At 70.1% G+C, this 24,666-nt stretch carries 21 protein-coding genes and 1 tRNA gene; 10 read left to right on the forward strand and 12 right to left on the reverse strand.

The window, feature by feature from the left end; genetic code table 11:
- Positions 1-78 precede the first annotated feature (78 nt).
- Complete coding sequence (locus ABIC28_RS23895) at positions 79-885, reverse strand: TetR/AcrR family transcriptional regulator (protein WP_306455727.1); 807 nt, start codon at positions 883-885, stop codon at positions 79-81.
- Between the two features lie 66 nt (positions 886-951).
- Between ABIC28_RS23895 and ABIC28_RS23900 the strand changes: the two genes are divergently transcribed.
- From ABIC28_RS23900 to ABIC28_RS23910, 3 genes are all read left to right on the forward strand, one after another.
- Positions 952-1,923 (forward strand): ATP-binding cassette domain-containing protein, encoded by a 972-nt coding sequence (locus ABIC28_RS23900; protein ID WP_354581189.1) that lies wholly within the window; start codon positions 952-954, stop codon positions 1,921-1,923.
- A complete protein-coding gene (locus ABIC28_RS23905; RefSeq protein ID WP_209926909.1) occupies positions 1,920-2,699 on the forward strand; it encodes an ABC transporter permease in 780 nt (259 codons plus the stop codon). The genes ABIC28_RS23900 and ABIC28_RS23905 overlap by 4 nt, the downstream gene beginning before the upstream one ends.
- Before the next feature lie 93 nt (positions 2,700-2,792).
- Positions 2,793-3,482 carry a TetR/AcrR family transcriptional regulator gene (locus ABIC28_RS23910; RefSeq protein ID WP_245220990.1) on the forward strand — a complete coding sequence of 230 codons (690 nt, stop codon included), beginning with the start codon at positions 2,793-2,795 and terminating at the stop codon, positions 3,480-3,482.
- 8 nt (positions 3,483-3,490) lie between these two features.
- Here ABIC28_RS23910 and ABIC28_RS23915 read toward each other — a convergent pair whose 3' ends face one another.
- The 6 genes from ABIC28_RS23915 to ABIC28_RS23940 all read right to left on the reverse strand — a co-directional run bounded on the left by ABIC28_RS23915 (position 3,491) and on the right by ABIC28_RS23940 (position 16,846).
- Positions 3,491-4,237, reverse strand: a complete 747-nt coding sequence (locus ABIC28_RS23915) for a MerR family transcriptional regulator (protein ID WP_354581192.1) — start codon at positions 4,235-4,237, stop codon at positions 3,491-3,493.
- A gap of 20 nt (positions 4,238-4,257) precedes the next feature.
- Positions 4,258-4,737, reverse strand: coding sequence for a DUF6194 family protein (locus ABIC28_RS23920; RefSeq protein WP_354581194.1), 480 nt, complete (start codon positions 4,735-4,737; stop codon positions 4,258-4,260).
- 111 nt (positions 4,738-4,848) lie between these two features.
- Positions 4,849-5,265: a holo-ACP synthase AcpS gene (gene acpS / locus ABIC28_RS23925; RefSeq protein WP_077042191.1), complete on the reverse strand. Its 417-nt coding sequence runs from the start codon at positions 5,263-5,265 to the stop codon at positions 4,849-4,851.
- Complete coding sequence (locus ABIC28_RS23930; protein ID WP_097211497.1) at positions 5,265-14,567, reverse strand: type I polyketide synthase; 9,303 nt, start codon at positions 14,565-14,567, stop codon at positions 5,265-5,267. The genes acpS and ABIC28_RS23930 overlap by 1 nt, the downstream gene beginning before the upstream one ends.
- A gap of 354 nt (positions 14,568-14,921) precedes the next feature.
- Complete coding sequence (locus ABIC28_RS23935; RefSeq protein WP_097211498.1) at positions 14,922-15,272, reverse strand: hypothetical protein; 351 nt, start codon at positions 15,270-15,272, stop codon at positions 14,922-14,924.
- Positions 15,273-15,346: 74 nt separating this feature from the next.
- Positions 15,347-16,846, reverse strand: a complete 1,500-nt coding sequence (locus tag ABIC28_RS23940; protein WP_373560246.1) for an MFS transporter — start codon at positions 16,844-16,846, stop codon at positions 15,347-15,349.
- Between the two features lie 142 nt (positions 16,847-16,988).
- On the opposite strand from ABIC28_RS23940, the gene ABIC28_RS23945 reads away from it, so the two are divergent.
- The 3 genes from ABIC28_RS23945 to ABIC28_RS23955 all read left to right on the forward strand — a co-directional run bounded on the left by ABIC28_RS23945 (position 16,989) and on the right by ABIC28_RS23955 (position 18,154).
- A complete protein-coding gene (locus tag ABIC28_RS23945; RefSeq protein ID WP_097211500.1) occupies positions 16,989-17,615 on the forward strand; it encodes a TetR/AcrR family transcriptional regulator in 627 nt (208 codons plus the stop codon).
- 13 nt (positions 17,616-17,628) lie between these two features.
- A tRNA-Leu gene (locus ABIC28_RS23950) sits at positions 17,629-17,713 on the forward strand.
- 93 nt (positions 17,714-17,806) lie between these two features.
- Positions 17,807-18,154 carry a VOC family protein gene (locus ABIC28_RS23955; RefSeq protein WP_097211501.1) on the forward strand — a complete coding sequence of 116 codons (348 nt, stop codon included), beginning with the start codon at positions 17,807-17,809 and terminating at the stop codon, positions 18,152-18,154.
- A 31-nt stretch (positions 18,155-18,185) separates the two neighbouring features.
- Here the strand turns inward: ABIC28_RS23955 and ABIC28_RS23960 are convergent, their stop codons facing one another.
- Positions 18,186-19,328 (reverse strand): epoxide hydrolase family protein, encoded by a 1,143-nt coding sequence (locus ABIC28_RS23960; RefSeq protein ID WP_209926932.1) that lies wholly within the window; start codon positions 19,326-19,328, stop codon positions 18,186-18,188.
- A gap of 63 nt (positions 19,329-19,391) precedes the next feature.
- Here ABIC28_RS23960 and ABIC28_RS23965 point away from each other — a divergent pair, with 63 nt between their 5' ends.
- On the forward strand, positions 19,392-20,381 hold the full coding sequence (locus ABIC28_RS23965) for a helix-turn-helix transcriptional regulator (protein WP_209926934.1): 990 nt from the start codon (positions 19,392-19,394) through the stop codon (positions 20,379-20,381).
- A 160-nt stretch (positions 20,382-20,541) separates the two neighbouring features.
- Here ABIC28_RS23965 and ABIC28_RS23970 read toward each other — a convergent pair whose 3' ends face one another.
- Genes ABIC28_RS23970 through ABIC28_RS23985 form a run of 4 tightly spaced genes read right to left on the reverse strand, consistent with a single transcriptional unit; the run spans position 20,542 to position 22,265 of the window.
- A complete protein-coding gene (locus ABIC28_RS23970) occupies positions 20,542-20,910 on the reverse strand; it encodes a hypothetical protein (protein WP_245220994.1) in 369 nt (122 codons plus the stop codon).
- A gap of 22 nt (positions 20,911-20,932) precedes the next feature.
- On the reverse strand, positions 20,933-21,577 hold the full coding sequence (locus tag ABIC28_RS23975; RefSeq protein ID WP_097211560.1) for a DNA alkylation repair protein: 645 nt from the start codon (positions 21,575-21,577) through the stop codon (positions 20,933-20,935).
- Positions 21,578-21,591: 14 nt separating this feature from the next.
- A complete protein-coding gene (locus tag ABIC28_RS23980) occupies positions 21,592-21,984 on the reverse strand; it encodes a VOC family protein (RefSeq protein WP_097211503.1) in 393 nt (130 codons plus the stop codon).
- Entirely contained in the window at positions 21,981-22,265 is a 285-nt protein-coding gene (locus tag ABIC28_RS23985) for an ArsR/SmtB family transcription factor (protein WP_257017449.1), read from the reverse strand. Before ABIC28_RS23985 ends, ABIC28_RS23980 begins: the two co-directional genes overlap by 4 nt.
- A gap of 244 nt (positions 22,266-22,509) precedes the next feature.
- Here ABIC28_RS23985 and ABIC28_RS23990 point away from each other — a divergent pair, with 244 nt between their 5' ends.
- From ABIC28_RS23990 to ABIC28_RS24000, 3 genes are all read left to right on the forward strand, one after another.
- The gene (locus ABIC28_RS23990; protein ID WP_354581199.1) at positions 22,510-23,682 is read left to right on the forward strand and encodes an MFS transporter; all 1,173 of its coding nucleotides are present in this window, start codon (positions 22,510-22,512) and stop codon (positions 23,680-23,682) included.
- A gap of 88 nt (positions 23,683-23,770) precedes the next feature.
- On the forward strand, positions 23,771-24,166 hold the full coding sequence (locus ABIC28_RS23995; protein ID WP_097211506.1) for a transcriptional regulator: 396 nt from the start codon (positions 23,771-23,773) through the stop codon (positions 24,164-24,166).
- Complete coding sequence (locus tag ABIC28_RS24000; protein WP_027499786.1) at positions 24,163-24,522, forward strand: DUF3817 domain-containing protein; 360 nt, start codon at positions 24,163-24,165, stop codon at positions 24,520-24,522. Before ABIC28_RS23995 ends, ABIC28_RS24000 begins: the two co-directional genes overlap by 4 nt.
- Positions 24,523-24,666: the final 144 nt, after the last annotated feature.

Consider the following 24,666-nt stretch of genomic DNA (forward strand, 5'->3'; position numbering starts at 1 on the left):
TCATGCACGTCCAGCGCGCGAATTCACCCGGTTCGGATGAGGGGTGCGCGCCCGCAACAACGGCTGAGGACCGGCCCGTCAGCGGTGCGCGTCGACCAACTTCTCGATGCCGTCGAGCATCAGGCCGAGCGCAAAGGCGAAGTCCGCGTCCTCCCAGTCGACCTCGGGGTCGGCGTCGAAAATGCCGTCCGCGAGCGCCCCGGTCAGGTGGGGGAACTCCGCCGGGGAGAGCAGGCGCGGCAGCAGCACCGGATAGTCCAGTGCGGCGGCGTACTCGGGCGACACGGTGGCGGAGGCAGCCGCGAAGTCCGCTGCGAAACGGGCGCGCCCGATCACGTAGAGCGAGGTGTTGAGGACGATCTGGAAACGCAGCGGCTTCGGCAGCGGCGTGTCGGCCAGGCAGCCGAGTCCGACCTCCAGCCACGCCATGTTGTTGGGTCCGGTCGGTGGCACCCCCCCGAGGGACAGCTGCAGCCACCACCGGTGCCGCATCAAGGCCTCGTACTCGGAGGTCGCCCACTGCGCCAACGCCTCCCGCCACGGCGTACCCGGCTCGATGTGCGGCGCGGGCCCCACCACCCGGTCGGTGATCAGCTCGATCAGCTCGTCCTTGCTCTTGACGTACCGATAGAGCGACATGGTCGTGAAGCCCAGTTCCTTCGCCAGGCGGGCCATCGACAGCGCTGCGGCACCCTCCGCATCCGCGACTTCGATTGCGGTGTCGAGGATCTTCTCGATGCTCAGTCCGCGGCGCGGACCCCGACTGCCCGGTTCGGCCAGCCCCCAGGCGAGCTTGACGGCCCGTGGCAGATCCCCGGCCCCCGCGTTGTCCGCACCACTCGTATCCATATCCGTACCGCTCCCGTCGTCACCTCTTGCGCTCATCGTAAAACTGTGTACCTTATAAACCAAAGTGTATGACATACACAGTTTCGTGAAAGGGACGATCCCATGACCAGACCCGAATCCACCGGCGCGATCTCCGTCGCCGGGCTCACCAAGTCCTACGGCGACCACACCGTGCTCGATGGACTCGACCTGTTCGTGCCCGAGGGCGGGGTGTTCGCACTGCTCGGCGCCAACGGCGCGGGCAAGACCACCACCGTCCGGATCCTGTCCACCCTGATGCCCTTCGACTCCGGCACCGTCAGCGTGGCAGGGCACGACCTGCCCCGATCGGCCCAGGAGGTGCGCCGCAGCATCAGCGTCACCGGTCAGTACGCGGCGGTCGACAAGCTGCTCACCGCCCGGGAGAACCTCGCGCTCATGGGCGAGCTCCATCACCTCGGCAGGCGCGAATCGCGGCGCCGCGCAGTCGAACTCCTGGACCGCTTCTCCCTCTCGGACGCGGCGGACCGGCGGTCCGAGACCTACTCGGGCGGCATGCGGCGGCGCCTCGACCTGGCGATGAGCCTGGTGGCGAACCCGAAGGTGGTGTTCCTCGACGAGCCGACGACCGGTCTGGACCCGCGCAGCCGCCGCGACATGTGGATCGTCATCCGTGAGCTGGTCGCGAGCGGCGTGACCATCTTCCTCACCACCCAGTACCTCGACGAGGCCGACGAGCTCGCCGACCGGATCGCCGTCATCGACGGGGGCCGGATCGTGGCCGAGGGCACCGCCGACGAGCTCAAGCGGCTCGTCCATGGCGGCCACATGGAGCTGCAACTCACCGATCCCGCCCAGCTGGACCGGGCCGCGGGCGCGTTGCCCGGGTCCGTCACGCGCCCCGAGACCCTCACCGTCGAGGTGCCAACCGACGGCAGCATCGCGTCCCTGCGCGCCCTGCTCGACCGCATCGACGACGACATCTCGGTCGAGAAGTTCGCCCTGCACACGCCCGACCTCGACGACGTCTTCTTCGCCCTCACCGGCTCGCCCCGCGACGCCGACGCCCCGACCACGAAAGCAGCAGCCCGATGAGCACCCAGACCCTGCCCCGCACCGCCGTCGCCGCCGACTCGCTGGCAATGCTGCGCCGAAGCCTCAAACACCTGCTGCGCAGCCCGGACTCGATGATCATGGCGGTCGCGCTGCCGATCATGCTGATGCTGCTGTTCGTGTACGTCTTCGGTGGCGCGATCGACACCGGCACCGCATACATCAACTACGTGGTGCCCGGAATCATCCTGCTGTGCGCCGCCTTCGGCGCCTCGACGACCGCGGTCGGCGTCTCGTCCGACATGACCGAGGGCATCATCGACCGGTTCCGGACGCTACCCATCGCCCAGTCCTCGTTCCTGACCGGGCACGTGCTCGCCAGCGTGGTCCGCAACCTGCTCACCACTGCGATCGTCTTCGCGGTCGCCCTGCTGATGGGCTTCCGCCCGACCAGCGACCCGATGAAGTGGCTCGGCGTGATCGGGATGATCGCGGCCTTCGTCTTCGCCCTGTCGTACCTGTCGACGGCCCTCGGCCTGCTGGCGAAGAACCCGGAGGCGGCGGGCGGGTTCACCTTCGTCATCATGTTCCTGCCGTACGTCAGCAGCGCCTTCGTGCCTGCCGAGACGATGCCGACCTGGCTGCGGTGGTTCGCAGAGAACCAGCCGATCACCCCGATCATCGAGACGGTCCGCGGCCTGCTGATGGGCACCCCGATCGGCAACAGTGCCTGGCTCGCGGTGGCCTGGTGCGCGGTGATCGCGGCGGTCGGGTTCGTCTGGGCGAACGTCCTGTACCGCAACCGCGTCACCCGGTAGCTCCCCCGGGTATCCGATACCCCGGGAAACACCCAGAACCCGGGGTTCATCGGATCCGGCGACAAAGACGGATAACCTGGACAGGTGGAGTCCATGACCAGCAGCCGAACCTCGCGCCGCGCGGACCCGGCCCTGGAGGCTGGTGCCGACCCAGCCGCGCTGGAGGAACTGCTCCCCCGCAAGAGGCCGACCCAGGAGCGCAGCCGACGAAAGTTCGACGCCCTGCTCGCCTCGTCGCGGGACCTGCTCACCGATGTCGGGTTCGAGTCGTTCACCTGCGAGGAGGTGGCGTCTCGGGCCGATGTCCCCATCGGCACGCTCTACCAGTTCTTCGCCAACAAGTACGTGATCGTGTGCGAACTGAACCGGCAGGACTTCACCTCGGTGCGCGACGAACTCGAGCAGTTCAACGGCGAGGTGCCCTCACTCGACTGGCTGCGGTTCCTGAACAACTTCGTCGATCACCTAGCGAAGCTGTGGACCTCGGACCCGTCGCGGCGGGAGGTGTGGCTGGCGATGCAGTCCACCCCGTCGACGCGGGCCACCGGAAAGATCCAGGAGCGCCAGCTCGCCGAGCAGATCTCCCGGATGCTCGCCCCACTGACCCCGCGCACCGAACGCGACCGCCGCACGATGATGGCCGAGGTCCTCGTCCACGTCGTGTACTCGATGCTCAACTTCTCGGTCCAGGACGGGCAGAGCCACGCGGATGCCGTCGACGAGCTGAAGCGGCTGATGGCCGCGTACCTGCTCGTCGCCGAGAAGGAATCACGCTCCACCTGAGCGGGCGGTCACGAACCGGCGCGATCGGCGTTCGCCACGATCGCATCGTGCACGTACCACGCGAACCCCGGTGCGATCTCGTCCCACTGCGCGACGGTCGCCGGGTCGGACAGGTAGTGCGCGGCCACCTTTCGGTGCTGCCGATGGCTGCAGGGGAAGAACCAGCGCGCCAGGTGCGTCCGGTGATCCTCGGCGGCCCGCATCGCGACCTCGCCGTCGGCGGGCTCGCCCGCGGCCAATGCGGCCGCGAAGGACGCGATGTCGGAATCGGCCTCCGCCTTGATCGCCGCCCAGTCCTCCTTCGTATAGGCCGCCGTGTGGGCGTCGACCCCCCACTGCTGCTCGACCTCCGCGAGCGCGGAACCGAAGCGGTCGGTGTCGAATATCTCGAGCTGCTCGGCGGCGGTCAGCGCGATGCCCGAGCCGCTCGCCCGCAGTTCGCGTTCGACGGCGTCGAGCAGGCCGTCGATGCGGGCCCGGCGCTCGCGCAGCAGCCGGCGCTGCCTGCGCAGGTGCGCGTCAGGGTGCACCGCGGGATCGGCCAGGATCTCCGCGATCTCCTCGAGGCCGAACTCGAGCTCCCGGTAGAACAGGACCTGCCGCAGCCGCGCGACATCGGCGTCCGTGTACCGCCGGTGGTTGGCGGTGCTGCGCGCGTGCGGCGTCAGCAGCCCGATGGCGTCGTAGTGGTGCAGGGTCCGCACCGAGACGCCGGACAGCCGCGCGAGGTCCCCGACCGTGTACCCGTCGTCCATCACTCGATCATCGCCCACCGTCACCCGGTCCGGCGGCGGCGCGCGGCGCGCGCGCGGGCCCGGTCGAACAGGTCCTGCACCAGCGGGAGGCTCGCCCGCGTGGGACACACGATCGACACCCAGGACTGCGCGGCGTACGTCGGGTGCGGCAGCAGCCGGTCGCCGACGGTGAAGTCGATCCCGTCCGCGTGCGCGGCGTGTGCGGCAGGCGGGTAGCCGAGCAGCTCCTCGAACCCGGCCCGGCCGGCGCCGAAGTTCACGCGGAACGCACCGTCACGATCCAGCGCCGAGTAGGTGTCCCAGCCGGGCACGTCCTGGGTCACGATCGTCGCGAACGGGAACTTCCGGTCCGGGTCGAGGTGGACGAACGAGTCACCCCAGGAGGCTTCGGGCGCCCCGCTCGCCTCGTCGGCGGTCACCACGACCACCCCCGGCAACCGCGTCGCCGCGTCGATCACGTCCTGCTCCGTCAACATCTCGTCGTTCTCGTCTGCAGTCATGCCGCCACGCTAGGACCTCACGTCGCGTCAGGTGCAAGGCCGCCGAACGGGGACGAGGCCGGCCCGCGGATCGCTCCGCGGGCCGGCCTCGTCAATCCGTCGTCCGTTCGCCTAGTCGGCGACCGGCACCACCAGGTCGGGCTCCTCGATGACGACCATGGCGCCCGCCATGTCGCCGTCGTGGGTCAGCGACAGGTGGATGATCGCGCCGGGCAGGAACTCCGCGGCCTCGTCGTGCAGCTTGATGCTCGGCCTGCCCCACGCGTCGTTGACCACCTCGATCTGCGCGTAGGCGTTGTCACCCACTGACGGCGGCCGGGCGAACCGGGACGACGCCCATGCCTTGATCACCGCCTCCTTCGCCGCCCAGCGCACCGCGTAGTGGCGGGCCGGGTCGGGGCTCTTGGACTCCGCGTAGCGGCGCTCCCCCGGCCGGAAGCTGGACAGCATGGCCGTTCCCGGACGGTTCATCTGCTCCGCGAACTCGGTGACGGTGACCAGGTCGTATCCGATTCCCAGAATGGCCATCACTGGCACCCCGGCAATCCGGATCGGTAGACATCGTCGGCGCCGAGCCGGGCCTGCTCGTGCAGCAGCATGTCCGCCTCGAGCTGACGAGCCGCCTTCGCGGGCACCGCATCCCCGCCGAAGCGACGGTCCGCGGGCCGCTCGTACAGGTCCGCTCCCCCGCACATCGCCGACGCGAGTCGACGCTGCCCGGCGATCGTGCGCTCCTGAGCCTTCGCCAGGTAGTCCGCACGCGCGGCCGCCGGGATCGACTCGACGAACGCCTGCGGGTGCACCACCGCGATCAGGCCGGACACGTGACCGAAGCCGAGGCTGGTCAGCAGGCCCGCCCGGAGCGGGAGCCGCTCGCCGAAGCGAAGCGGTTCACGCGGCCAGACCAGGTGCGAGAACTCGGTCATCTTCTCGTCCACGCAGTCCAGGCTGCGGTTCGGCGGGATGACGCCCTTGGCGAGCACCTGGCACAGGCCGATCAGCTGGAACGCCGCGGCGCCGCCCTTCGCGTGCCCGGTCAGGCTCTTCTGCGAGACCACGAACAGCGGGGCCCCCGCGCTGCGACCCAGCGCCGCTCCGAGCCGCTCGTGCAGCTCGGCCTCGTTCGGATCGTTTGCGGCCGTGGAGGTGTCGTGCTTGGACACCACGGAGATGTCGTCGGCGGTGACACCGAGCGCGTTGAGCGAGAGCGCCAGCTGCGAGTCCTGGCCGCCGCGTCCGGCACCGAGCGCGCCGATTCCGGGGGCCGGGATCGAGGTGTGCACGCCGTCGGCGAACGAGCCCGCCCACGCGACCACACCGAGCACCGGCAGGCCCATCTCCAGCGCCAGGTCGCCCCGCGCCAGCAGGATGGTGCCGCCGCCCGCCGACTCGACGAAGCCGCCGCGACGACGATCGTTGGCGCGGGAGAACCGACGCTCGTCGATCCCCTTGGCCAGCATGTCCTCGGACTTCGCCGTCGCGGACATGTCGCCGAAGCCGACGATGCCCTCGATGCCGAGGTCGTCGAAGCCGCCTGCGACCACCAGCTGCGCCTTGCCGAGGCGGATCTTGTCGACGCCCTCCTCGACCGAGACCGCCGCCGTGGCGCACGCCGCGACCGGGTGCACCATCGCGCCGTAGCCGCCGACATAGGACTGGACCACGTGCGCCGCGATGACGTTCGGCAGGGCCTCCTGCAGGATGTCGTTCGCGCGGGACTCGCCCAGCAGGGTGTCGATGTAGAGCGAGCGCATGGACGTCATGCCGCCCATGCCGGTGCCCTGGGTGTTCGCCACCGCGGAGGGGTGCACCCAGCGCAGCAGCTCCGAGGGGGTGAAGCCGCCGGTGAGGAACGCGTCCACCGTGGTGACCAGGTTCCACAGGCCCACCCGGTCCACCGATCCGGCCATGTCCGCGGGGATGCCCCACTTGGTGACGTCGAAACCGGTGGGGATCTGGCCGCCGACGGTGCGGGTCAGCTTCGCCTTGCGGGGCACCCGGATCTCGGTGCCGGCCCTGCGGGTGACCTGCCAATCGCCGCTGTCCGGCACGGCCGCCGCGACCGTGTGCTCCGGATCGGAGTCGACGAAGGCCCTGGCCTCCGCCTCGCTGCCGACCACGAACGTGAGGTCCTTGTCGAGGAACACGGAGGTGAGCAGCGGGGCCGTGTTGTCGACCATGGCGCCCTCGTCCCCGTAGGTGCGGATGCCGCACCGCTCGACGACGGTGTCGTGGTAACGGTCCGCGATCTCCGCCTCGGGCACGAGTTCACCGGTCTCGGTGTCGTACCAACCCGCGACCGGGTCGCTCTCCCAGGTGACCAGACCGGTGTTCCATGCCAGCTCGAGAACGCCTGCCGCCGAGAGCTGCTCGTCGACCTCCATCTCGAAGCGGGTGCGGGACGAGCCGTAGGGTCCGAGCTCACCGGCACCGACGATCACCACCAGGTCGGACGGGGCGACGTCCAACTCGGGCCACGACGGCGCGGCCGGGGCGTCCCCGATCCGCGGCGGCGCGGGCAGCGCGTCGACGGTGTCGGCCGTGTCCTCCTCGGGCTCGTCGGCCGCCGCCTTCTCGGCGTCGGCCGCCTCGCGGGCGAGGGCCACCAGGTCGAGGTCGACCTCCGCCAGGCCGCCGGTCAGGTCCAGCTGGACCGGCGCGGTGACGGCCGCGGTGACGGTCTCCTGCGTGCAGGCCGCCAGCAACTGCTCGGCCATCTCGTCGGTGGACCAGGTGCGCACGCCCTTGGCCTCGACGGCCTCGACCATCGGGTCGTTGCCGCCCATCAGCCCGGTGCCGCGCACCCAGCCGATCAGCGCGTGCACGAGGGTGACCCGCTCGGCCCAGGTCCGCTCCGCGTTCCACCGCATGACCACCGCGTCGAGCGCGGCCTTCGACTCGCCGTAGGCACCGTCGCCACCGAACAGGCCCCGGTTCGGGGAGCCCGGCAGCACCACGTGCAGGTGGGTGTCGACGTCGCGGTCGTAGCCGATCTTCGACAGCCCGCCGATCAGCCGCTCGACCGACCACAGCAGGACCCGCATCTCCATCTCGGCGCGGGCCCCCGCGTCGGAGAGCTCGCCGCCGACCCGGGGCGCGGCGAACGGGAAGAGCATCGTCGGGGTGACGGCCTCCTTGACCAGCTTCTTGGCTCCGCCTGCGGTCTCCGTCTGCTCCTCGCCGATCCAGGAGATCAGCGCGTCGACGTCCGCGTAGGACGCCATGTTGGCGGGCACCACCCAGAGGGCTGCGCCGGCACGGGCGTTGGCGCGGTACAGCTTCCGGTAGAAGCCGAGCCGCTCGGAGTCCAGGCGCGAGGTGGTCACGAAGACCGTCGCGCCGCCGCGCAGCAGGCCACCCGCGACCGAGGCAGCGATGGAGCCCTTGCTTGCTCCGGTCACGACGGCAACCTGATCGGACCAGACGCCGGGCTCGTCGTCGGTGACGGCGGCCGCCGCGGCGATGTCGGCGTAGACCTGGACGAGTTCCTCACGGCCCTCGGCCTCGGCCCGCTGACGCCACCAGTCGGCATGCGCGGCCACGGCACTGCCCGCGCCGGTGAAGTCCGCCTCGGTCACGGAGACCACGGTCGCGTGGTCGCCGATCCACAGCCGGGCCAGGTCCTCGCGGGCGGTCGCCCACCGGTCGTCGATCAGGACGGCCTTGCGTGCGTCGAAGGCCGGCGCGACCAGACGCGGCCAGTCCGAGCCCAGCTCGGTGGACACCAGGTCCACCAGCGCGGAGTCGGTGTCGGCGGGGCCGGAGGTGACCTCGTCGGACAGTCCGAGCTGCTCGAGCACCAGCCGGGCCGCGGAGGCCAGCACGCCGTTGCGGCCGGTGATGTGCTCGGTGAACTCGCCGAGCGCGGCGGCGTCCACGGTGCCGCCTGCCCCGCCACCGGTGGCGGGCAGCGACACGGCGACGCCCCGACGGGAGGCGACGGACTGGACGGCGGCGTCGATCACCGCGTCCACCGCGGCGCCGTCGGCGAGGGCGCCCTCGTGCAGGCCGCCGAGCGCCCCGCCTCGAACGCTCGACCCGTCACGGGTGCCGAGCGCCACCTCGGCGGTGACGTGGCTGGCCCAGCCGGATCCGAGCTCCCACACCTTCGCGACCCGCTCCGCGATGGCGGCGGGGCGACGGCCCGAGGGCCCGAACACCTTGCGCAGGTGGTCGTTCACCGAGTCGGTGAGCACCGGGCCGAACGGCTTGTAGGTGCGCGCCAGCTTGTTGACGGTGACCGCGAGCGAGCCCATGTCGGCATCCGCCGCGCCGTCGATGGCGCCGAGGGACAGCTCCGCGCCGAGGTCGACGAGCAGCTGGTTGCGGCGCGAGGACACACCGTCGCAGAGCGCCTCGATGGTGTCGACGGGGCCGATCTGGTCGGGACGCAGCTTGGTCCACAGCCCGATGAGCACGGCGGTGGCGTCCGAGGCCGAGAACGCGATGTCGTCGGGGCGCGGGCCGCCGGTGGCCGCCGCCGGGGCGGCGACGGGTGCGGGCGCGGCCGCGGCTGCGGGCGCTGCGGTCTCGGCCACGGGGGCCTCGGGCTCGTCGTCCTCGACGGGCGCCGGGTCGGTGTCGGTCGAGAAGACGATGCCCGCCTCGCGCTCGATGTTGAGCACCTCGACCGGGTTGCCGAAACGACCGGGCAGCTTGAGGGTCTGCGAGGCCAGGTTCGCCACGGTGGGCACCGCGCCGAGACCGATCTCGACGAAGCGCTCGACCCCGAGGCCGCCGTCGGCCTCGTCGCCGAAGAGCAGGTCCTGCGTCTCGATCCACCGGACCGGGCTGGCGAACTGCCAGGCCAGCAGCTCGGCGAGCACCACGCGGGTCAGTGCGGACGGGTCGGCGGCGTGCGCGTCGAAGTCGGCGAGCACCGCGGCCAGCTGCTCCGAGGGCACCAGGTCGGCGATCTCCTGCACGAACTCACGCTCGAGCGAGAAGGGCTTCGGCACCAGGTTCGGGATGTACCGCCCGATCAGGATCGCGGGATCGATCTCCTGCGGCAGCAGCGCGAGCAGCCGTTCGCGGAAGTCGTCCACGCCGCCGCGCAGCACGGTGGAGTGGAACGGCACGTCGATGCCGGGGATCTGGATGTAGGCCCGCTTGCCACCGAAAGCCTCACGGCGGGTGTCGATCTCGACCTCGAGCGCGTCCAGACCGGCAACGGTGCCCGCGATCGCGTACTGCGAGCCACGCAGGTTCAGGTTCACGATCTCGAGGAACTCACCGGTCTCCGAGGCGACGCCGGCCACGAACTCCGCGAGGTCCTCGTCGGCGACGCCGATCTGCGACGGCCGGATCGCGGCCAGGCGGTAGTTCGAGCGGCCCGCCTCGTCGCGGGGCACAAGGGCGTGCATCGCGGACCCGCGCTGGAACACGACCTCGAGCACTGCCTCGAGCGGCAGCACGCCTGCGACCGCCGCGAGCGCGTTGTACTCGCCGACGGAGTGGCCGGCCAGCAGCGAGTCCTCCACGAAGGCGCCGGACTCGCGCAGCTCCGCCACCTGGGCGACGCCCAGCACGGCCATCGCGACCTGGGTGAACTGGGTCAGGTGCAGCACGCCGTCGGGGTGCTTGTGGGTGACCCCGCGCGCCTTGAGGACGGTCGGGTTGTCGCGGACCACGGCCAGGATCGAGAAGCCGAGCGCCTCGCGGGTGTGCTTGTCGGCGCGGTCCCAGATCTCCCGCGCGGCCTTGGACCGGGCGCGGGCGTCGAGGCCCATGCCGGGGCGCTGGATGCCCTGGCCGGGGAAGGCGTACACGGTCTTCGGCGCGGCGGTGCGGCCGGAGGCGACCATCACCAGGTCGCCGTCCACCCGGCAGCCGACCTCGATGACCTCGGCGCCGCCGTCGTAGGCGATGCGGTCGACGCGGACGTCGATCTCGGCGCCGGGTCGGACCATGCCGAGGAAGCGGGCGGTCCACGCGGTCAGCCTGCGCGGCGGCACGACCGCCGACGGATCGATGGCGGTGACGACCTGCTGGGCGGCGGCGGAGAGCCACATGCCGTGCACGATCGGGCTGCCGAGCCCGGCGAGCAGCGCGGCCGCGTCGGAGGTGTGGATCGGGTTGTGATCGCCCGAGACGCCCGCGAAGGCGCCCATGTGCCGCGGCGCGACGATCGTGGCCTGGCGGCGACGACGGCGCGGGGTGTCGGTGACCGCATCGGTCAGCGAGCCGCCGGCCCTGGCCGGGTCGGCCAGCTCGCCGGCACCGGTGCGGCCGCGGATCGCGAAGCGCTCCACCAGCTTTGCGAAGGTCGGCGCGGCGGTGCCGTGCTCGCGCATGGCCCCCACCTCGACGTGCACCTCGACGACGCGACCCATGTCGGTGTCGACGACGGCGACGGACTCGGCCTTCACGGTGAGCACGCTGGTCTCGGTCGGGATCGCCCCGACGAGGTCAACGGCGTGGTCGAGGTGGACCAGGTCGAGCATGCCCTCGATGACGTGCGCGCCCTCTGCCGTGGTGGCGGCGCCGAGCACCGCGAACACGGCGGGCCAGCAGGCACCGACGACGACGTCCGGCACCGCGCTGGTGCCGATGGCGAGCGACTCGGGCAACCCGGCGCCGGTGACGCCCGCGTGGTCGGCGACCCGGTCGGGCACCCAGGCGAGGTTGACGCGCGCCGCACCGTTCTTGACGGCGGGCAGGTCCTGGCCTGCCGCGACCCCGAGCAGCGCCGACATGGCGGCCTCGGCGTCCGCCGCGGTCACCACCGGGGCGCCGCCGTCACGGGTCGAGGCGGGCACGGTGATCCGGATCCGCACGGCGCGGTCGGCGAGCAGCGGAACGGTCAGCTCGGCGTGCTCGGCGTCCACCGCGTTCAGGATGGCGCCGGTCCGGGCGTGGGTGGCGCTGTCGCCGTCGACCGTCCAGTCGGCGAGGTCGCCGAGACGGTGCACGGGGTTGCGGGTCAGGCGCGAGGCCCACAGGACGTCGGGCGCGGACAGCACGACACCGAGCAGACCGCGGGCCGTGGCCGCGTGCCTGCGGCTCGCGACGGCGGTCGGCGCGGCACCCGCGGCCAGCAGCTCATCGGTGGTGGCCCGCTCGAAGCGGTCGAGCAGGTCGCCGACGGGCTCGTCCACCTCGGTGATACCGGCGACGGCAACGGTGCCCGGGATGATGCACACCTGGTCGGCGGTGTAGCGCGGGTCGTGTGCCTGCCACAGGGAATCCGAACGCCACCAGCGACGGACGTCCTTGTCGATGACCGGCACGAAGTTGACCGGCTTGCCCGGGGTCTTGCACAGGGCGGTGAAGAACGGCACGTCGGCCGGGTGCAGCACGACCGATCCCGCGTCCGGGTAGGCGGCCTTGAGGGCGCACAGCGCGGCCTCGGGGCGCTCGAGGACCAGCTCGTCGTTGAACAGGGTCCGGATCGGGCCGCGGTCGTTGCGGTGCAGCCGGGCCTCGGCGCGGCGCAGCATCTCGGCGAAGCGGTCGCGCCAGGTGCCGTCGAGCCAGACCGACTCGGTCGCGTCGGCGTATGCCTCCGCCCAGTCGGTGCCGCAGTCGAACGTCTTGGCCGAGTCGATCCCGACGGCCAGCTCCAGGTAGCGGCGCAGCCAGCGCTCGTAGGTCATGGTGGCGACGTCGCCGAAGTACGGCTTGGCCGTGATGTCGAGCGCGGCGATGATCTCGTCGCGGCGCTGGGCGACGGCGTCGGCGTCACCGGCGACCTCGTCGAGCAGGCGGCCGGTGCGCGAGGCGGCGTTGTCGATCTCGTGGATGTCGGCGCCGAGCTGGCTGCGGCCGGAGGCCATGCCGCCGGTCGCGGTGCCCGCCCCGACCCAGTCGGGGGTGCCGGGGGTGTCCACCAGCAGCTGCTTCACGTCGGGGGCGGTGGTGGCCTCGAGCGTCGCCATGGCGGCGGTGCCCACGAGGATGCCGTCGACCGGCATCGCCGGGTAGCCGGCCTCGGTGGACCAGCGTCCGGTCAGGTAGTCGGCGGCCCGCTCAGGGGTGCCGATGCCGCCGCCGACGCAGATCACCAGGTTCGGCCGGGCACGCAGCTCGGCGTAGGTGGTGACGAGCAGGTCGTCGAGGTCCTCCCAGGAGTGGTGTCCGCCTGCCTTGCCGCCCTCGATGTGCACGATCACCGGGAAGTCGGGGACCTCGTTGGCGATCCGGATGACCGAGCGGATCTGGGCGACCGTGCCGGGCTTGAACGCGACGTGGCCGATGCCGACCTCGGACAGCTCCTCGATCAGTGCGACGGCCTCGTCCAGCTCGGGGATCCCTGCCGTGACGATGACGCCGTCGATCGGGGCGCCCGCGGAGCGCGCCCGCTGCACCAGCCGCTTGCCGCCGAGCTGGAGCTTCCACAGGTACGGGTCCAGGAACAGCGAGTTGAACTGGACCGCGCGGCCCGGCTCGAGCAGGGTCTGCAGCTCGGCGACCCGGTCGGTGAAGATCTTCTCGGTGACCTGGCCGCCGCCGGCCAGCTCGGCCCAGTGGCCGGCGTTGGCCGCCGCGGCGACGATCTTCGCGTCGACGGTGGTCGGGGTCATGCCTGCGAGCAGGATCGGTGACCGCCCGGTCAGCCGGGTGAACGCGGTCTCGACGCCGACCTTGCCGTCGGGCAGCGACACCAGGGTCGGCTTGAACTCGCTCCAGGCCTTCGCCACCTCGGGCGCCGCGCCCGGGGTGATGAGGTGGCGCTGGCCCACGCGCGTGGACGCCGCGACGATGCCGACGCCGTGCCCGCGCAGCGAACCGGCCGTCATGCGGGTGAGCAGGTCGCCGGGGCCGAGGTCGAGGACCCAGGCCGCGCCCGCGTCGACCACGGAGTCCACGGCCGCGACCCAGTCGACGGGGTCGACGAGGCAGAGGCCGGCCAGCTTGCTGGCGAGCTCGGGGTCGAGTCCGCAACGGACGGCCCAGGCGCCGACCGTGTCGACGGCATCCGCGAGCGCCGGGTGGTGGAAGCCGATCTCCACCGCGAGCGGCTCGAAGACCGGCGAGAACACGGCGCCGCCGCGCTTCTTGGCGTCGCGCTCGCGCGCCTCGTCCTCGGCGATCTGCTCGGCTCGCTGCTGGACGCGGGCCAGCTGCGCCGGGGTGCCGGAGACCACGACGCGGCGACGGCCGTTGCGGATGGCCATCACGGCGGCGCGCTCGGCGTCGACGCCCGTGGCGACCTCGTCCACGATGGCCTGGATGCGATCCGGGTCCACATCGGAGATGGCGAGCATGGGGGCGCGCTCGGCGCCGCCGATGACGCCGCGGCGCCGGCCGACCAGGACCGCGGCCGCGCCGATCAGCTGCGCGATGGCCAGGAGGGAGCCGTCGGTGGCGCCGCCGTCGGCGACGGCCTGCACGCCGAGCATGCCCTGCGAGTGGCCGATCACGGCGACAGGCGCGTGCTGGGCGGGGTCGAGGCCCTGCAGGCGCAGCGACCGCAGGGCGGCGAGCTGCGCGAGGAAGACGCCGGGCAGAGACACCGAGGCGGAGGTGAGCGCCGCGGCCGAGGGACCGGCCGGGGTGACATCCTCATCCACGACGTCCTGCTCGAGGATCCAGCCGATGGGGTCGAAGCCCGCGGGCCGGACCACGAGCAGGTCCTGCGCGACGGGCGCGAGGAGGGCCGCCGCCTCGTTGACGAGGTCGGTCATGTCGGGTTCGAGGCCGTTGTCGCGGATCAGCTCCTCGAGGGGGGCCAGCCATGCCGCGCCCTGGCCGCCGAACGCGAGCGCGTACGGCTCACCGGCCACGAGCCGATCGCGCAGCGCGGACTTCGGAGACCCGGCGCGCGCAGAAATCCGCGACCCTCCGGTGCCGCTTCCCTTACCCACCGGCGTGCTCTCGTCGATCGTCACGATTGACTGTCCTCTCCTGGTCGATGCCCACCGAGATCTCGGGCCACACGCGGCCATCGGCAGGCCACGGACGGATCTTCGGGGACGCGATCAGGCTCGCACAGAATGGTGAGGATTTCCTCACGTTTGCGACCTGGACAAGCGTTCTACCAGGTAGTAGGCGTGACGCAGGTCACAAATCGGCTTCACAAGTGACTCGCGGGTAAGGAGAGAACGCGCTGGCCGGACCGAAAACGACCCGGCGCGAAACCTGAGGAACCCCTCATATTGATCGTTACCAACTCGTTATCAACGGCTCCGCCGCCCGTGCGCGAGTTGCACCCCGGTGGGGGTGAAAAGCGCGCACGGTTCCGACTACCCCGACAGCCCGCCGAGTCGCCGCGCGAGAGCCTGCGGATCGTCGACTCCGACCAAGAGCGCGGCGAACGACTGACCCGCGAGTTCGACCCGCACCGCCGGCTGCCCCCTGCGCACATCGACGAACTCGCGGCGCCCCCGCGATCGCCAGGTGCCGAGTTTGCGCCATCCTGGCACCCCCAACCCCGGCGCACGCATCCCGCGCGGTGCCGACAGCCCGTCCGGACACACGTCGACGGCGAGGATCGAACTCAACGGGACCTCGACGTCGCCGTGGAGCGCACCGATCTTCTCCAGCGTCGAAAGAGTCAGGTGGAGCGCGTTGTCGGTGACCTTGAGAGTTCCCATGCCGTCAGCTCTACCAAACGGGGCGTGGCCCCGACGCGCGACACCGCCGGAACCACACCACGTGACAGCAGCCCTCAGACCGGAATTGCGGCCTCCTGCTCGCTCGACTCCAGCTCCCCCGACGCCTCGACGAAGTCGCGGGACCGGATGAGCAGCAGCGTCGCGATCGCCGCCAGCGCCGCGGTAACCGAACCGATCAGCAGGATGCTGTCGAGCGCCTCCGCATATCCGGTACCCGCGGCCTGCGCCGCGAGCCCACGGAGTTCGGGCGGCAGCGAACCGATCGCCGACGCGGTACTGCCGCTGCTGACCGCGTCCGCGAACTCCCCTGCCCTGCCCGCGAGCGGACCCTCCGACAGGGCCGCTCGTACCGAGTCGTCCATCCGCGAGGCCAGCAGGCTGCCGAGGGCGGCGACGCCGGTCGCGATGCCGACCTGCCGGAACGTCGAGTTGATGCCCGAGGCCATGCCCGCGCGGTCCTGCTCGACGACGCCCACCGCGGTCGAGGCGAGCGGCGGGTTGATGAGCCCGGCCCCCGCTCCGGCGACGAGGAAGCCGGGGACGAACTGGGTCCAACTGGCCGCCGGGTCGACATCGCGCATCAGCCAGAGCCCGGCCGCGACCAAGACGAACCCGGGGCCGATCAACCAGCGCACCGGGACCACGTCGCTGAGCCGGCCTGCCACTCCCGCGGTCACGAAGATCGCAAGGGTCAACGGCAGGAACCGCAGCCCGGTCTCGACGGCCGAGTAGCCCTGGATGCCCTGCAGGAAGATGACCAGGTAGGTCAGCAGCGAGAACAACGAGGCGGAGATGGCCCACGCGGCGATCAAGCCGCCGCCGAAGGTCGGCACCCGCAGCAGGCTGAGGTCCAACATCGGAGCGGCCGAGGTCTTTTCGACGACGACGAAGGCCACGAGGAGGACCACGGAGGCAATCAGCGAACCGGCCACCGTGACCGACCCCCAGCCGTCGACGTGGCTGCGGATCAGCCCGAACACCAGCGCGCCCAGCGCGGCGCTGAACGTCACGCAGCCCGCCCAGTCCACCCGGTGCGCTGTCGGCGCCCGCGACTCGTCGACCCGCAGCAGCGTCACCGCCAGCGCGGCGATCCCGATCGGGAGGTTGACGAAGAAGATCCACCGCCACGACAGCCCGCTCGTGAGAGCTCCGCCGAGCACCGGGCCCACCGCCACCGCCACACCGGTGACGGCGCCGAACACGCCGAAGGCGACGCCCCGCTCGCGAGGCGCGAACGCGCCCGCCAGCAACGCGAGGGAAGTCGCGAACATGATCGCGCCGCCCACGCCCTGAACCGCCCGCGAGACGGACAGCAGCACCAGCGAGTTGGCCACCCCGCACAGCAGCGAACCGACGGTGAACACGACGAGGCCGACGGCGAAGACCAGCCGCCTGCCGTACTTGTCCGCGATCGTTCCCGCGGTGAGCAGGAAGGCCGCGAGGGTGAGCGCGTACGCGTCGATCACCCACTGCAGATCGGTGAGCGAGGCGCCGAATTCGCGCTGGATGTCGGGCAGCGCGACGTTCACGATCGTCACGTCGAGCAAGAGCATGAACACCCCTGTGCATACGGCAATCAGGGTCCACCATTTCCGAGCCATGACCCCACCCCTTTCCTGAGTGTGAACTCAAAAATAACATCATTTCTGAGTGTTGGCTCAATAATCTTTTCGCGCCCGGTAGGCTCGGCTCACCATGACCACCGCACCCGCCCCGCGCCGCGGCAGGCCACCCTCCGGCGGCCGCGAGGAGATCCTGTCCGCGACCCTTGCTGTACTGCGCGAACGCGGCGTCGCGAAGCTGACCACCCGCGAGGTCGCGAGACGGGCCGGGGTGTCCGAGGGCAGCATCTACTACCACTTCACGGACCGCTTCGGCCTGCTGCTGGCGGTGTTCGAGCGGGGCCTGCGCCCGCTGGCCGACCTCAATCAGCGGGGGTTCGCCGGGCCCGACCTGCGCGGCACCCTGGCCGGGTTCATGGCGGCGGTCGAGGCGTTCCTGGACCCGGCCGTGGATGTACTCACCGCGGCGCAGTCGGACGCCGACCTGCGCGAGGCGCTCGGCACACACATGCGGGACAACGACCTCGGCCCGCATCGCGGGATCACGATGTTGGGCGCCTACCTCGAGCAGCAGCAGCGCCTCGGCGTCGTGCGCGCCGACGTCGATCCGGAGACGGTCGCCTACACGCTTGTCAGCGGCTGTTTCATGCGCGCCTCACAGGAGCGGATGGTCGGTCACACGCTCGGCGTCGCCTCACGCGAGCAGCAGCTGGACCTGCTCATGACGCTGCTCGCGCCGACCGAGGACGCCGTGAAGTAGTCTGTTTCGGCACGCGCGAGTGGCGGAATTGGCAGACGCGCCAGGTTTAGGTCCTGGTGTCTCAGGACGTGGGGGTTCAAGTCCCCCCTCGCGCACCACCAGCAGTTCCACGAACTGCACACGACGAGGTCACGAACTCGGAAGAGTCCGTGACCTCGTTTCCGTCTTGTGCCGCGAACTAGGGTCAGAACATGATTCGTGGAGCGCATGTTGTCCTCTACAGCACCGACGCCGAGGCAGACCGGGCGTTCTTCCGCGACGTGCTCGACTATCCGTCCGTCGATGCCGGGCAGGGCTGGTTGATCTTCGCCCTTCCGCCGGCCGAGCTGGCCATACATCCAGCCGACGCCGATGGCGTGCACGAGCTGTTTCTGATGTGTGACGACGTCGAGGCGTTCGTTGAGCAGATGGCTGAACATGGTGTTGCATGCTCGGACCTGCGGCGCGAACGGTGGGGATTGATCACCCACCTCACGCTGCCCGGTGGCGGAGCACTCGGTGTGTATGAACCCACACATCCCTCGCCGCTGAACCCGTAGAGACCACTGCTTGACCACCGCGATTTCGTGTCTATTGGCGGTAGTCGCGGAACGCGGCGCGCAAGTCGTCGATGATCAGGTCGGGTTCTTCCATAGCCGCGAAGTGGCCGCCCCGGTCGAATTCGGTCCAGCGCACGATGTTGTGGTTCTGCTCTGCGATGCGGCGGACGGGGATTCCCAGGTCTTGCGGCAAAACGGCGACCGCGACCGGCACATCGGTCTCGGGTTCGGGTCCACCCCAGGTCGCGGCGCCTTCGTAGTAGTAGCGCGCCGACGAGCCCGCCGTGCCGTTGAGCCAATAGATCATGACGTTGGTCAGCATCGTGTCGCGGTCGACGGCGTCCTCTGGCACGTCTGTCGAGTCGGTCCAGTCCTTGAAGCGTTCGACGATCCATGCCAGTTGACCCACCGGCGAGTCGGCGAGCGCATAGGACAGGGTCTGCGGGCGGGTGGCCTGCAGCATCGCGTAGGCGCCGAGCTCGTACTGGGCGCGTTGCGCCAGCTGCAGGGCGCGCTTCTCGGCGGGATTGTCGAGGTCGGCCGTCTCGGGGGTGACGGTGGCCGAGGCGATCATCGTCACGTGCAGTGCCACGACGTGCTCGGGATCGATCACCGCCAGCTCTCGGGAGATGGCCGCGCCGGTGTCTTCGCCATGCGCGGCGTAGCGGTCGTAGCCGAGCCTGTGCATCAGCTGCACCCAGGCGTGCGCGGCCCGGGTGGTCGACCAGCCGACAGCAGGCCCGGACAACCCGAATCCAGGGATCGTCGGCACGACGACATGGAACGCGTCCTCGGCCCGCCCGCCGTGCGCGACCGGGTCGGTCAGCGGACCGATCACGTCGAGGAACTCGACGATCGATCCGGGCCAACCGTGGGTGAGGATCAGAGGCATGGCACCGGGTTCGGCCGACCGGACATGGATGAAATGCACGTCGTGGCCGTCGATCTCGGTGCGGAACTGCGGGAACGCGTTGAGCCGCGTCTCCTGCTCTCGCCAGTCGTAGGTGGTGCGCCAGTACCGCGCCAGCTCCTGGGTGTAGTCGAGCGGAATGCCCTGCGCCCAGCCGACTCCGGTGACGCCATCCGGCCAGCGGGTCTCGTCCAGTCGCCGATGCAAGTCGTCGAGCTGGGCTTGGGGGACATCGATACGGAAGGGAGTGATCTCTGCGCTCATGAGAATCACCGTACGGAGCGGCTAGGACAACTTTCGCCCTAGGTTTGCTGGAGAATGCGCGGTGTGTTGGAAACCTCGGCTCGACTCCTCGAACTCCTGTCGCTCCTGCAGACGCCCCGCGTGTGGACCGGCGCCGACCTGGCCGAGCGCCTGGGGGTCGATGCGCGGACCATCCGCCGCGACATCGACAAGCTGCGCAACCTCGGCTACCCCGTGCATGCGGTCGCCGGAGCGGCCGGCTACCGACTGGGCGCGGGAACCAAGTTGCCCCCGCTGCTGCTGAACGACGACGAGGCGGTCGCCGTCGTCCTCGGGCTGCGCACCGCCGCGGGCGGAACCATCACCGGCATCGAGGAGAGTTCGCTGCGGGCGCTGACGAAGTTGGAGCAGATCCTCCCGCCGCGACTGCGCCACCGCGTCTCGGCGCTACAGGCCGCGACCGTCAGCATGCCGGCCGGAACCCCGGCTGTGGACCCGGACGTGCTCACCACGATCGCCGCCGTGATCCGCGACCACGAACATCTCCGCTTCGACTACCGCACGCACGACGGCACCGAGATCCGGCGGGCGGCCGAACCGCATCGGCTCGTGCACACCGGGCGGCACTGGTACCTGGTCGGCTGGGATGTCGAGAAGAACGATTGGCGCACGTACCGTGTCGACCGCCTGCGTCCGCGCATCCCCAACGGACCGCGATTCACCCCGCGCGAGGCCCCCGAGGTGGACCTGACCGGCTGGGTGTCGCGCGGGGTCAGCACCGCCCCCTATCGCTATCAGGCGCGCATCACCCTCGAGGTATCGGCGGCCGTGGCTGTGGATCGCATCCCGCCGACCGTCGGCGTCATCGAGGCGATCGACGAGGGGCACTGCCTGCTGCACACCGGCTCGAACTCACTCGACGAAATAGCCGTCTACACCGGACTTTTCGGGTTCGGCTTCCGAGTGCACGAACCACCCGAACTCATCGACCACCTGCGCGCACTGGCGCACCGCGTCACCGCGGCCATCGCGCCCCCGGACGATGCGCCCGGTTCGGCTGAACACACATCATGATCCGACCCCACCGCCATAGGGGGCGGCACGCCGTTCCTGCCGCCGGTCACCGAAGACGTCCCGCGCGACCTGATCGAGACCATGACGTTCGGCTCGCGCGTGATCTACGAGCACTACCGGCGCGTTCGCGCTGACTCGGACTGACACCTCCGGCGCGCGCCTATTGACCGAAGGTGAAGCGCAAGTTGGCGTTGATGAGTACGTTCAGCCGCTTGCGCATACGAATGATCGTCGCGGCGTCGGGGACCGGATCGTCGAGGATCAACGTCCAGGTCAACGTTGCACTGCCGCGTGACGGCCCCTCGATGTCGAATCGGATGTTGGCGTCTGGGCGAAGTGGCCACAGCGAGGTCCACACGACGAGGTTCGGCTCGACGGATTCGGCGATCGTGGGGCGTTGTTCGTCCTCCTGGAGAAGTAGCCACGGGCGTGTCGGGTCGCGATCGGGATCGGTCAGCGCTTCGTAGAGGACATGGGGCGGTGGCGGCTGGGTGCGGCGCTTGCGAGCTACTTCAGGCACCCGGGCCATCCTTCCTTCGTACTGACGGAAATCACCGGACCTGTTGCCGGCGCACCATCTCGTTGATCCAGGTGGGCGCGAACGGAGACGTGCAGTTCGGCGGCGTCGGGTAGTCCTTGAGCACCTCCAGGCGCTCCCCGATATCGATTGCCCGGGAACGGAGCTCGGGGTGCTCGATCCCGATCTGAGCCAGGCAGTGGTTCATCGCCCACTGCAGACGGTCCGGGGCGTCTGCCATCTCCGCCTCGATGACGTCGAGCAGGCCCGCGAGGTCGAGGCCCTCGGGCTTCTTCGCCACGCGTTCGGTGGTCAGGGCCCAGCCGGCACTCGCGACAACGGGATCCGGATCGGCGAACCAGGCGAGGCGCAGCTCCTCGGAGTGCGGGTTCTTCTTCACCACATAGTTCACGAGCCAGTCGTGCACCTTGGGGGTGCGCGCGTCGCGCATCATGGCATCCAACTCGTCGCGGTCGAACGCCTTGGGGCGGCAGATCAGGAGCGCCAGCAGTCTCGCCGCGGTGTCCCCCGTCGCCCAGAGCTGGCCCGAGAGTTCCTGCTGCGTCTTCAGCCGCTTCGCGATCGCGCGCAGTTTGCCGAGGTTCACACCGTGATCGTCACCGTGCTTCTCGTTGACCGCGCGCGCCTTCGGGTCCTCGAGCGCGGCGAGTTCGGCCATCACCTCTGCCAGGGTCACGTCGACTTCTCCGTGATGATCTGGATGAGGTTGCCGCACGTGTCGTCGAAGACGGCCACGACCGCGGTCCCGATGTCGGTCGGCGGTTGCGTGAACACCACGCCCCTTCCGGTCAGCCGGGCATGTTCGGCCTCGACGTCGTCGACGGCGAACTGCGCGAGCGGAATACCGTCCTCGGCGAGTGCATCCCGGTACGGCTTCACCGCCGGGTGCCGCGCCGGCTCCAGCAGCAGTTGCGGGCCGTCGGGCGATTCGGGCGACACGACCGTGAGCCACGAGTCGTCGCCGAGGGGAATGTCGTGGTGCTTCGCGAAGCCGAGCACATCGGTGTAGAAGGCGAGTGCCGCTCGCTGGTCGTCGACGAACAAACTCGTCAGGTTGATTCTCATTGATCGTCACTCTCTCGGACAGGCCATCGTCTGCTGATCTCGGCGAGTGGCTCGGAATCGAAGTAATGAAATTTGGATCGTCCACGCCGCTCCGTCACGACCAGCCCCGCCGACTCGAGCACGCCGAGGTGCTGGGAGATCGCCTGACGTGTGAGGCCGAGACCATGCCGCACCAAGAGCAGGGAACAGATCTCGAACAGCGTCTGGCCGTCGCTCGTCGCCAGTTCGTCGAGGATGACACGCCTCGTCTCGTCGTCGAGAGCGCGATAGACGTTGACCACGACCCCACCATAGGCAAGTTGCCGCTTGCATATCAATCGTTCGGCGCTCGACCCAATAAGTAACAGTTCCATAACGTTACCTACCGCACACTCGGCTCATTCGCCATACTCCGTTGCGGTGTCGAGCGCGACACCGCCGAATCAAAGCGGGAGATGCCGAATGACAGCCGTTGGTGCCGAAGGGCTCGAAGACAGTCAATCGGATCTGGATGGGTCACCGCGGGCGTTTCCCGCCAGGCTGGCGATGGCGAACCTGGGACTCTTCCTCTCCGTGCTCACGCCGGTGGTCGTCACGCTCCAGCTTCGCGTCGAGCACCTCGATCCGGCACAGAAGGAGAACACCCTCGGCCTGGTACTCGGGGTCGGCGCCTTTCTCGCCCTGATCGGGAACCCGCTCGCCGGTCGCCTCTCCGATCGGACGTCCTCACGTTTCGGTCGGCGCAGGCCGTGGCTGATCGGCGGCGCCGTGGTGGGCACGGCGGGCCTGACGATCGTGGCGTTCGCACCGTCGATCCCGGTGCTGCTGGTCGGATGGTGCCTGGCGCAGCTGGCCTTCAACGGGGTGATGGCCGCACTGACGGCGACCATCCCCGATCACGTTCCCCCCGCCCAACGAGGATTGGCCTCGGGCGCAATGGGATTCAGTCAGATGCTGGCGCTCATCGTCGGCGTCGCGCTGGTCACCGTGGTGCCGGGCACCGCGAAGATCCTGGTGCCCGCCGTGGTCGGCCTGATCCTGATCACCGCCTTCGCGGTCACCCTCCCCGATCCGCAGGTGCCCGCCCCCCGCGATCGGTTCTCCCTGCGGATGTTCGCGGGCAGCTTCTGGGTCAATCCGCGGCTCCACCCGGACTTCGGATACGCCTGGCTCACCAGGTTCCTGGTCATGCTCGGCGTCTCGATGCCGATGACGTTCCTGTTGTTCTTCCTGCAGGATCGGCTCGACCTCTCCACCGATGAGGCCGCCACCGCACTCGCGACCCTGGTCGGCGTCAGCTACACCTGCACGGCGATCGCCGCTGCCGTCGGCGGCTACATCTCGGACCGGGCGGCACGCCGCAAGGCCTTCGTGATCGGGTCGGCGCTCATGCTGTCGGCGGGACTGGCGGTCCTGGCCATCGCGGACAGCTTCGCGATGGTGATGGTCGCCGAGCTCCTGCTGGGGATCGGCACCGGGTTGTTCTTCGCGGTGGACATGGCGCTGGTCACCGAGGTGCTGCCCGATCCGAAGACCGCGGCGAAGGACCTCGGTGTCATCAACATCGCGAACACGCTGCCGCAGTCGCTGGCGCCCGCCATCGCGCCGCTGATCCTGGCCGTGGGGCCCGACAAGAACTATCCGCTGCTCTTCACCTTCGCCGCGATCAGCGCGCTGATCGGGGCCCTGCTGGTCACCCGGATCAAGGCAGTGTCCTGACCACGGTCATCGCGGGGCCCGTGGGAGGGTGATCCACGCCTCCCCGGCTCCGTACCTGCGGCTCCGACGGCTCGGGTACCGTCGTTGTGTGGCCAGTTCACCCTCCCGTCGCAGACCAGCGCTGATTCTCTTCGTCGTCATCGCTGCGGCCGGGTGTCTCGCGCTCGGCTGGTGGCAGTGGACTCGCTTCGAGGCCGTCGGCGGCACCGGGCAGAACCTGGGCTACGCCTTCCAGTGGCCGCTGTTCGCGGCGTTCGTGGTGTACGCGTACCGGCGGTTCGTGCAGCTCGAGGACCGTGACCCGTCCGAGGACGCGGCCTCCTCCTCGGAGGTCCGCGAGATCCCCGCCGACGTGTTGCCCACGCGCACCCGGTCGGGCAACCAGAAGCTGGACGCGGACAACCCGGACGACGAAGCCCACCAGGCGTACAACAACTACCTCGCGCAGCTCAGAGCCGGCGAGGCCGATAGGAGCAGCACGTGAGCACGGCCCCCGACGAGACCGTCACCGCGACCGAAGTTCGCGACACCAAGAAGATCGCCTCGGCGCTGCTGCGCTACCGCGTCCTCGCCTACGCCACCGGCATCTGGCTGCTCGTGCTCACCGCGGAGATGGTCGCGAAGTACGTGTTCAAGGTGGACAACCTGCCGAGCTGGATCGCGATCGTGCACGGCTGGGTCTACTTCGTCTACCTGATCCTCACGATGGACCTCGCGGTGAAGGTGCGCTGGCCCGTCGGCCGCACCATCGGCACCCTGCTCGCGGGCACCGTCCCGTTCCTGTCGTTCTTCGTCGAGCACTGGCGCACCCAGCAGGTCAAGCGCGACTTCGGCGTCTGATCGCCCGGCGGCGATGCCCTAGGACCCGCCGCCGCCCAGGATCACGGGCTGACCCGTCAGGTACGCGATCAGGTACGTGATCCAGCCCTGCGGCGTCACGGGAATCATCATCGGCGACATCTGCACGTCCTCACAGCGATGGTC

This window comes from Rhodococcus sp. PvR044 (assembly GCF_040548995.1).
Classification (GTDB): Bacteria; Actinomycetota; Actinomycetes; order Mycobacteriales; family Mycobacteriaceae; genus Rhodococcus_G; species Rhodococcus_G oryzae.

What these genes read in the sequence shown, in the direction of transcription:
- ABIC28_RS23915 (WP_354581192.1), bottom strand. Translation starts at nt 4,237, where the DNA reads ATGGACGACGGGTACACGGTCGGGGACCTCGCGCGGCTGTCCGGCGTC.
- ABIC28_RS23980 (WP_097211503.1), bottom strand. Translation starts at nt 21,984, where the DNA reads ATGAGAATCAACCTGACGAGTTTGTTCGTCGACGACCAGCGAGCGGCA.
- ABIC28_RS23935 (WP_097211498.1), bottom strand. Translation starts at nt 15,272, where the DNA reads ATGGGAACTCTCAAGGTCACCGACAACGCGCTCCACCTGACTCTTTCG.
- ABIC28_RS23990 (WP_354581199.1), top strand. Translation starts at nt 22,510, where the DNA reads ATGGCGAACCTGGGACTCTTCCTCTCCGTGCTCACGCCGGTGGTCGTC.
- ABIC28_RS23940 (WP_373560246.1), bottom strand. Translation starts at nt 16,846, where the DNA reads ATGCTCTTGCTCGACGTGACGATCGTGAACGTCGCGCTGCCCGACATC.
- ABIC28_RS23905 (WP_209926909.1), top strand. Translation starts at nt 1,920, where the DNA reads ATGAGCACCCAGACCCTGCCCCGCACCGCCGTCGCCGCCGACTCGCTG.
- ABIC28_RS23945 (WP_097211500.1), top strand. Translation starts at nt 16,989, where the DNA reads ATGACCACCGCACCCGCCCCGCGCCGCGGCAGGCCACCCTCCGGCGGC.
- ABIC28_RS23910 (WP_245220990.1), top strand. Translation starts at nt 2,793, where the DNA reads ATGACCAGCAGCCGAACCTCGCGCCGCGCGGACCCGGCCCTGGAGGCT.
- ABIC28_RS23920 (WP_354581194.1), bottom strand. Translation starts at nt 4,737, where the DNA reads ATGACTGCAGACGAGAACGACGAGATGTTGACGGAGCAGGACGTGATC.
- ABIC28_RS23975 (WP_097211560.1), bottom strand. Translation starts at nt 21,577, where the DNA reads ATGGCCGAACTCGCCGCGCTCGAGGACCCGAAGGCGCGCGCGGTCAAC.
- acpS (WP_077042191.1), bottom strand. Translation starts at nt 5,265, where the DNA reads ATGGCCATTCTGGGAATCGGATACGACCTGGTCACCGTCACCGAGTTC.
- ABIC28_RS23955 (WP_097211501.1), top strand. Translation starts at nt 17,807, where the DNA reads ATGATTCGTGGAGCGCATGTTGTCCTCTACAGCACCGACGCCGAGGCA.
- ABIC28_RS23960 (WP_209926932.1), bottom strand. Translation starts at nt 19,328, where the DNA reads ATGAGCGCAGAGATCACTCCCTTCCGTATCGATGTCCCCCAAGCCCAG.
- ABIC28_RS23970 (WP_245220994.1), bottom strand. Translation starts at nt 20,910, where the DNA reads ATGGCCCGGGTGCCTGAAGTAGCTCGCAAGCGCCGCACCCAGCCGCCA.
- ABIC28_RS23900 (WP_354581189.1), top strand. Translation starts at nt 952, where the DNA reads ATGACCAGACCCGAATCCACCGGCGCGATCTCCGTCGCCGGGCTCACC.
- ABIC28_RS23895 (WP_306455727.1), bottom strand. Translation starts at nt 885, where the DNA reads ATGAGCGCAAGAGGTGACGACGGGAGCGGTACGGATATGGATACGAGT.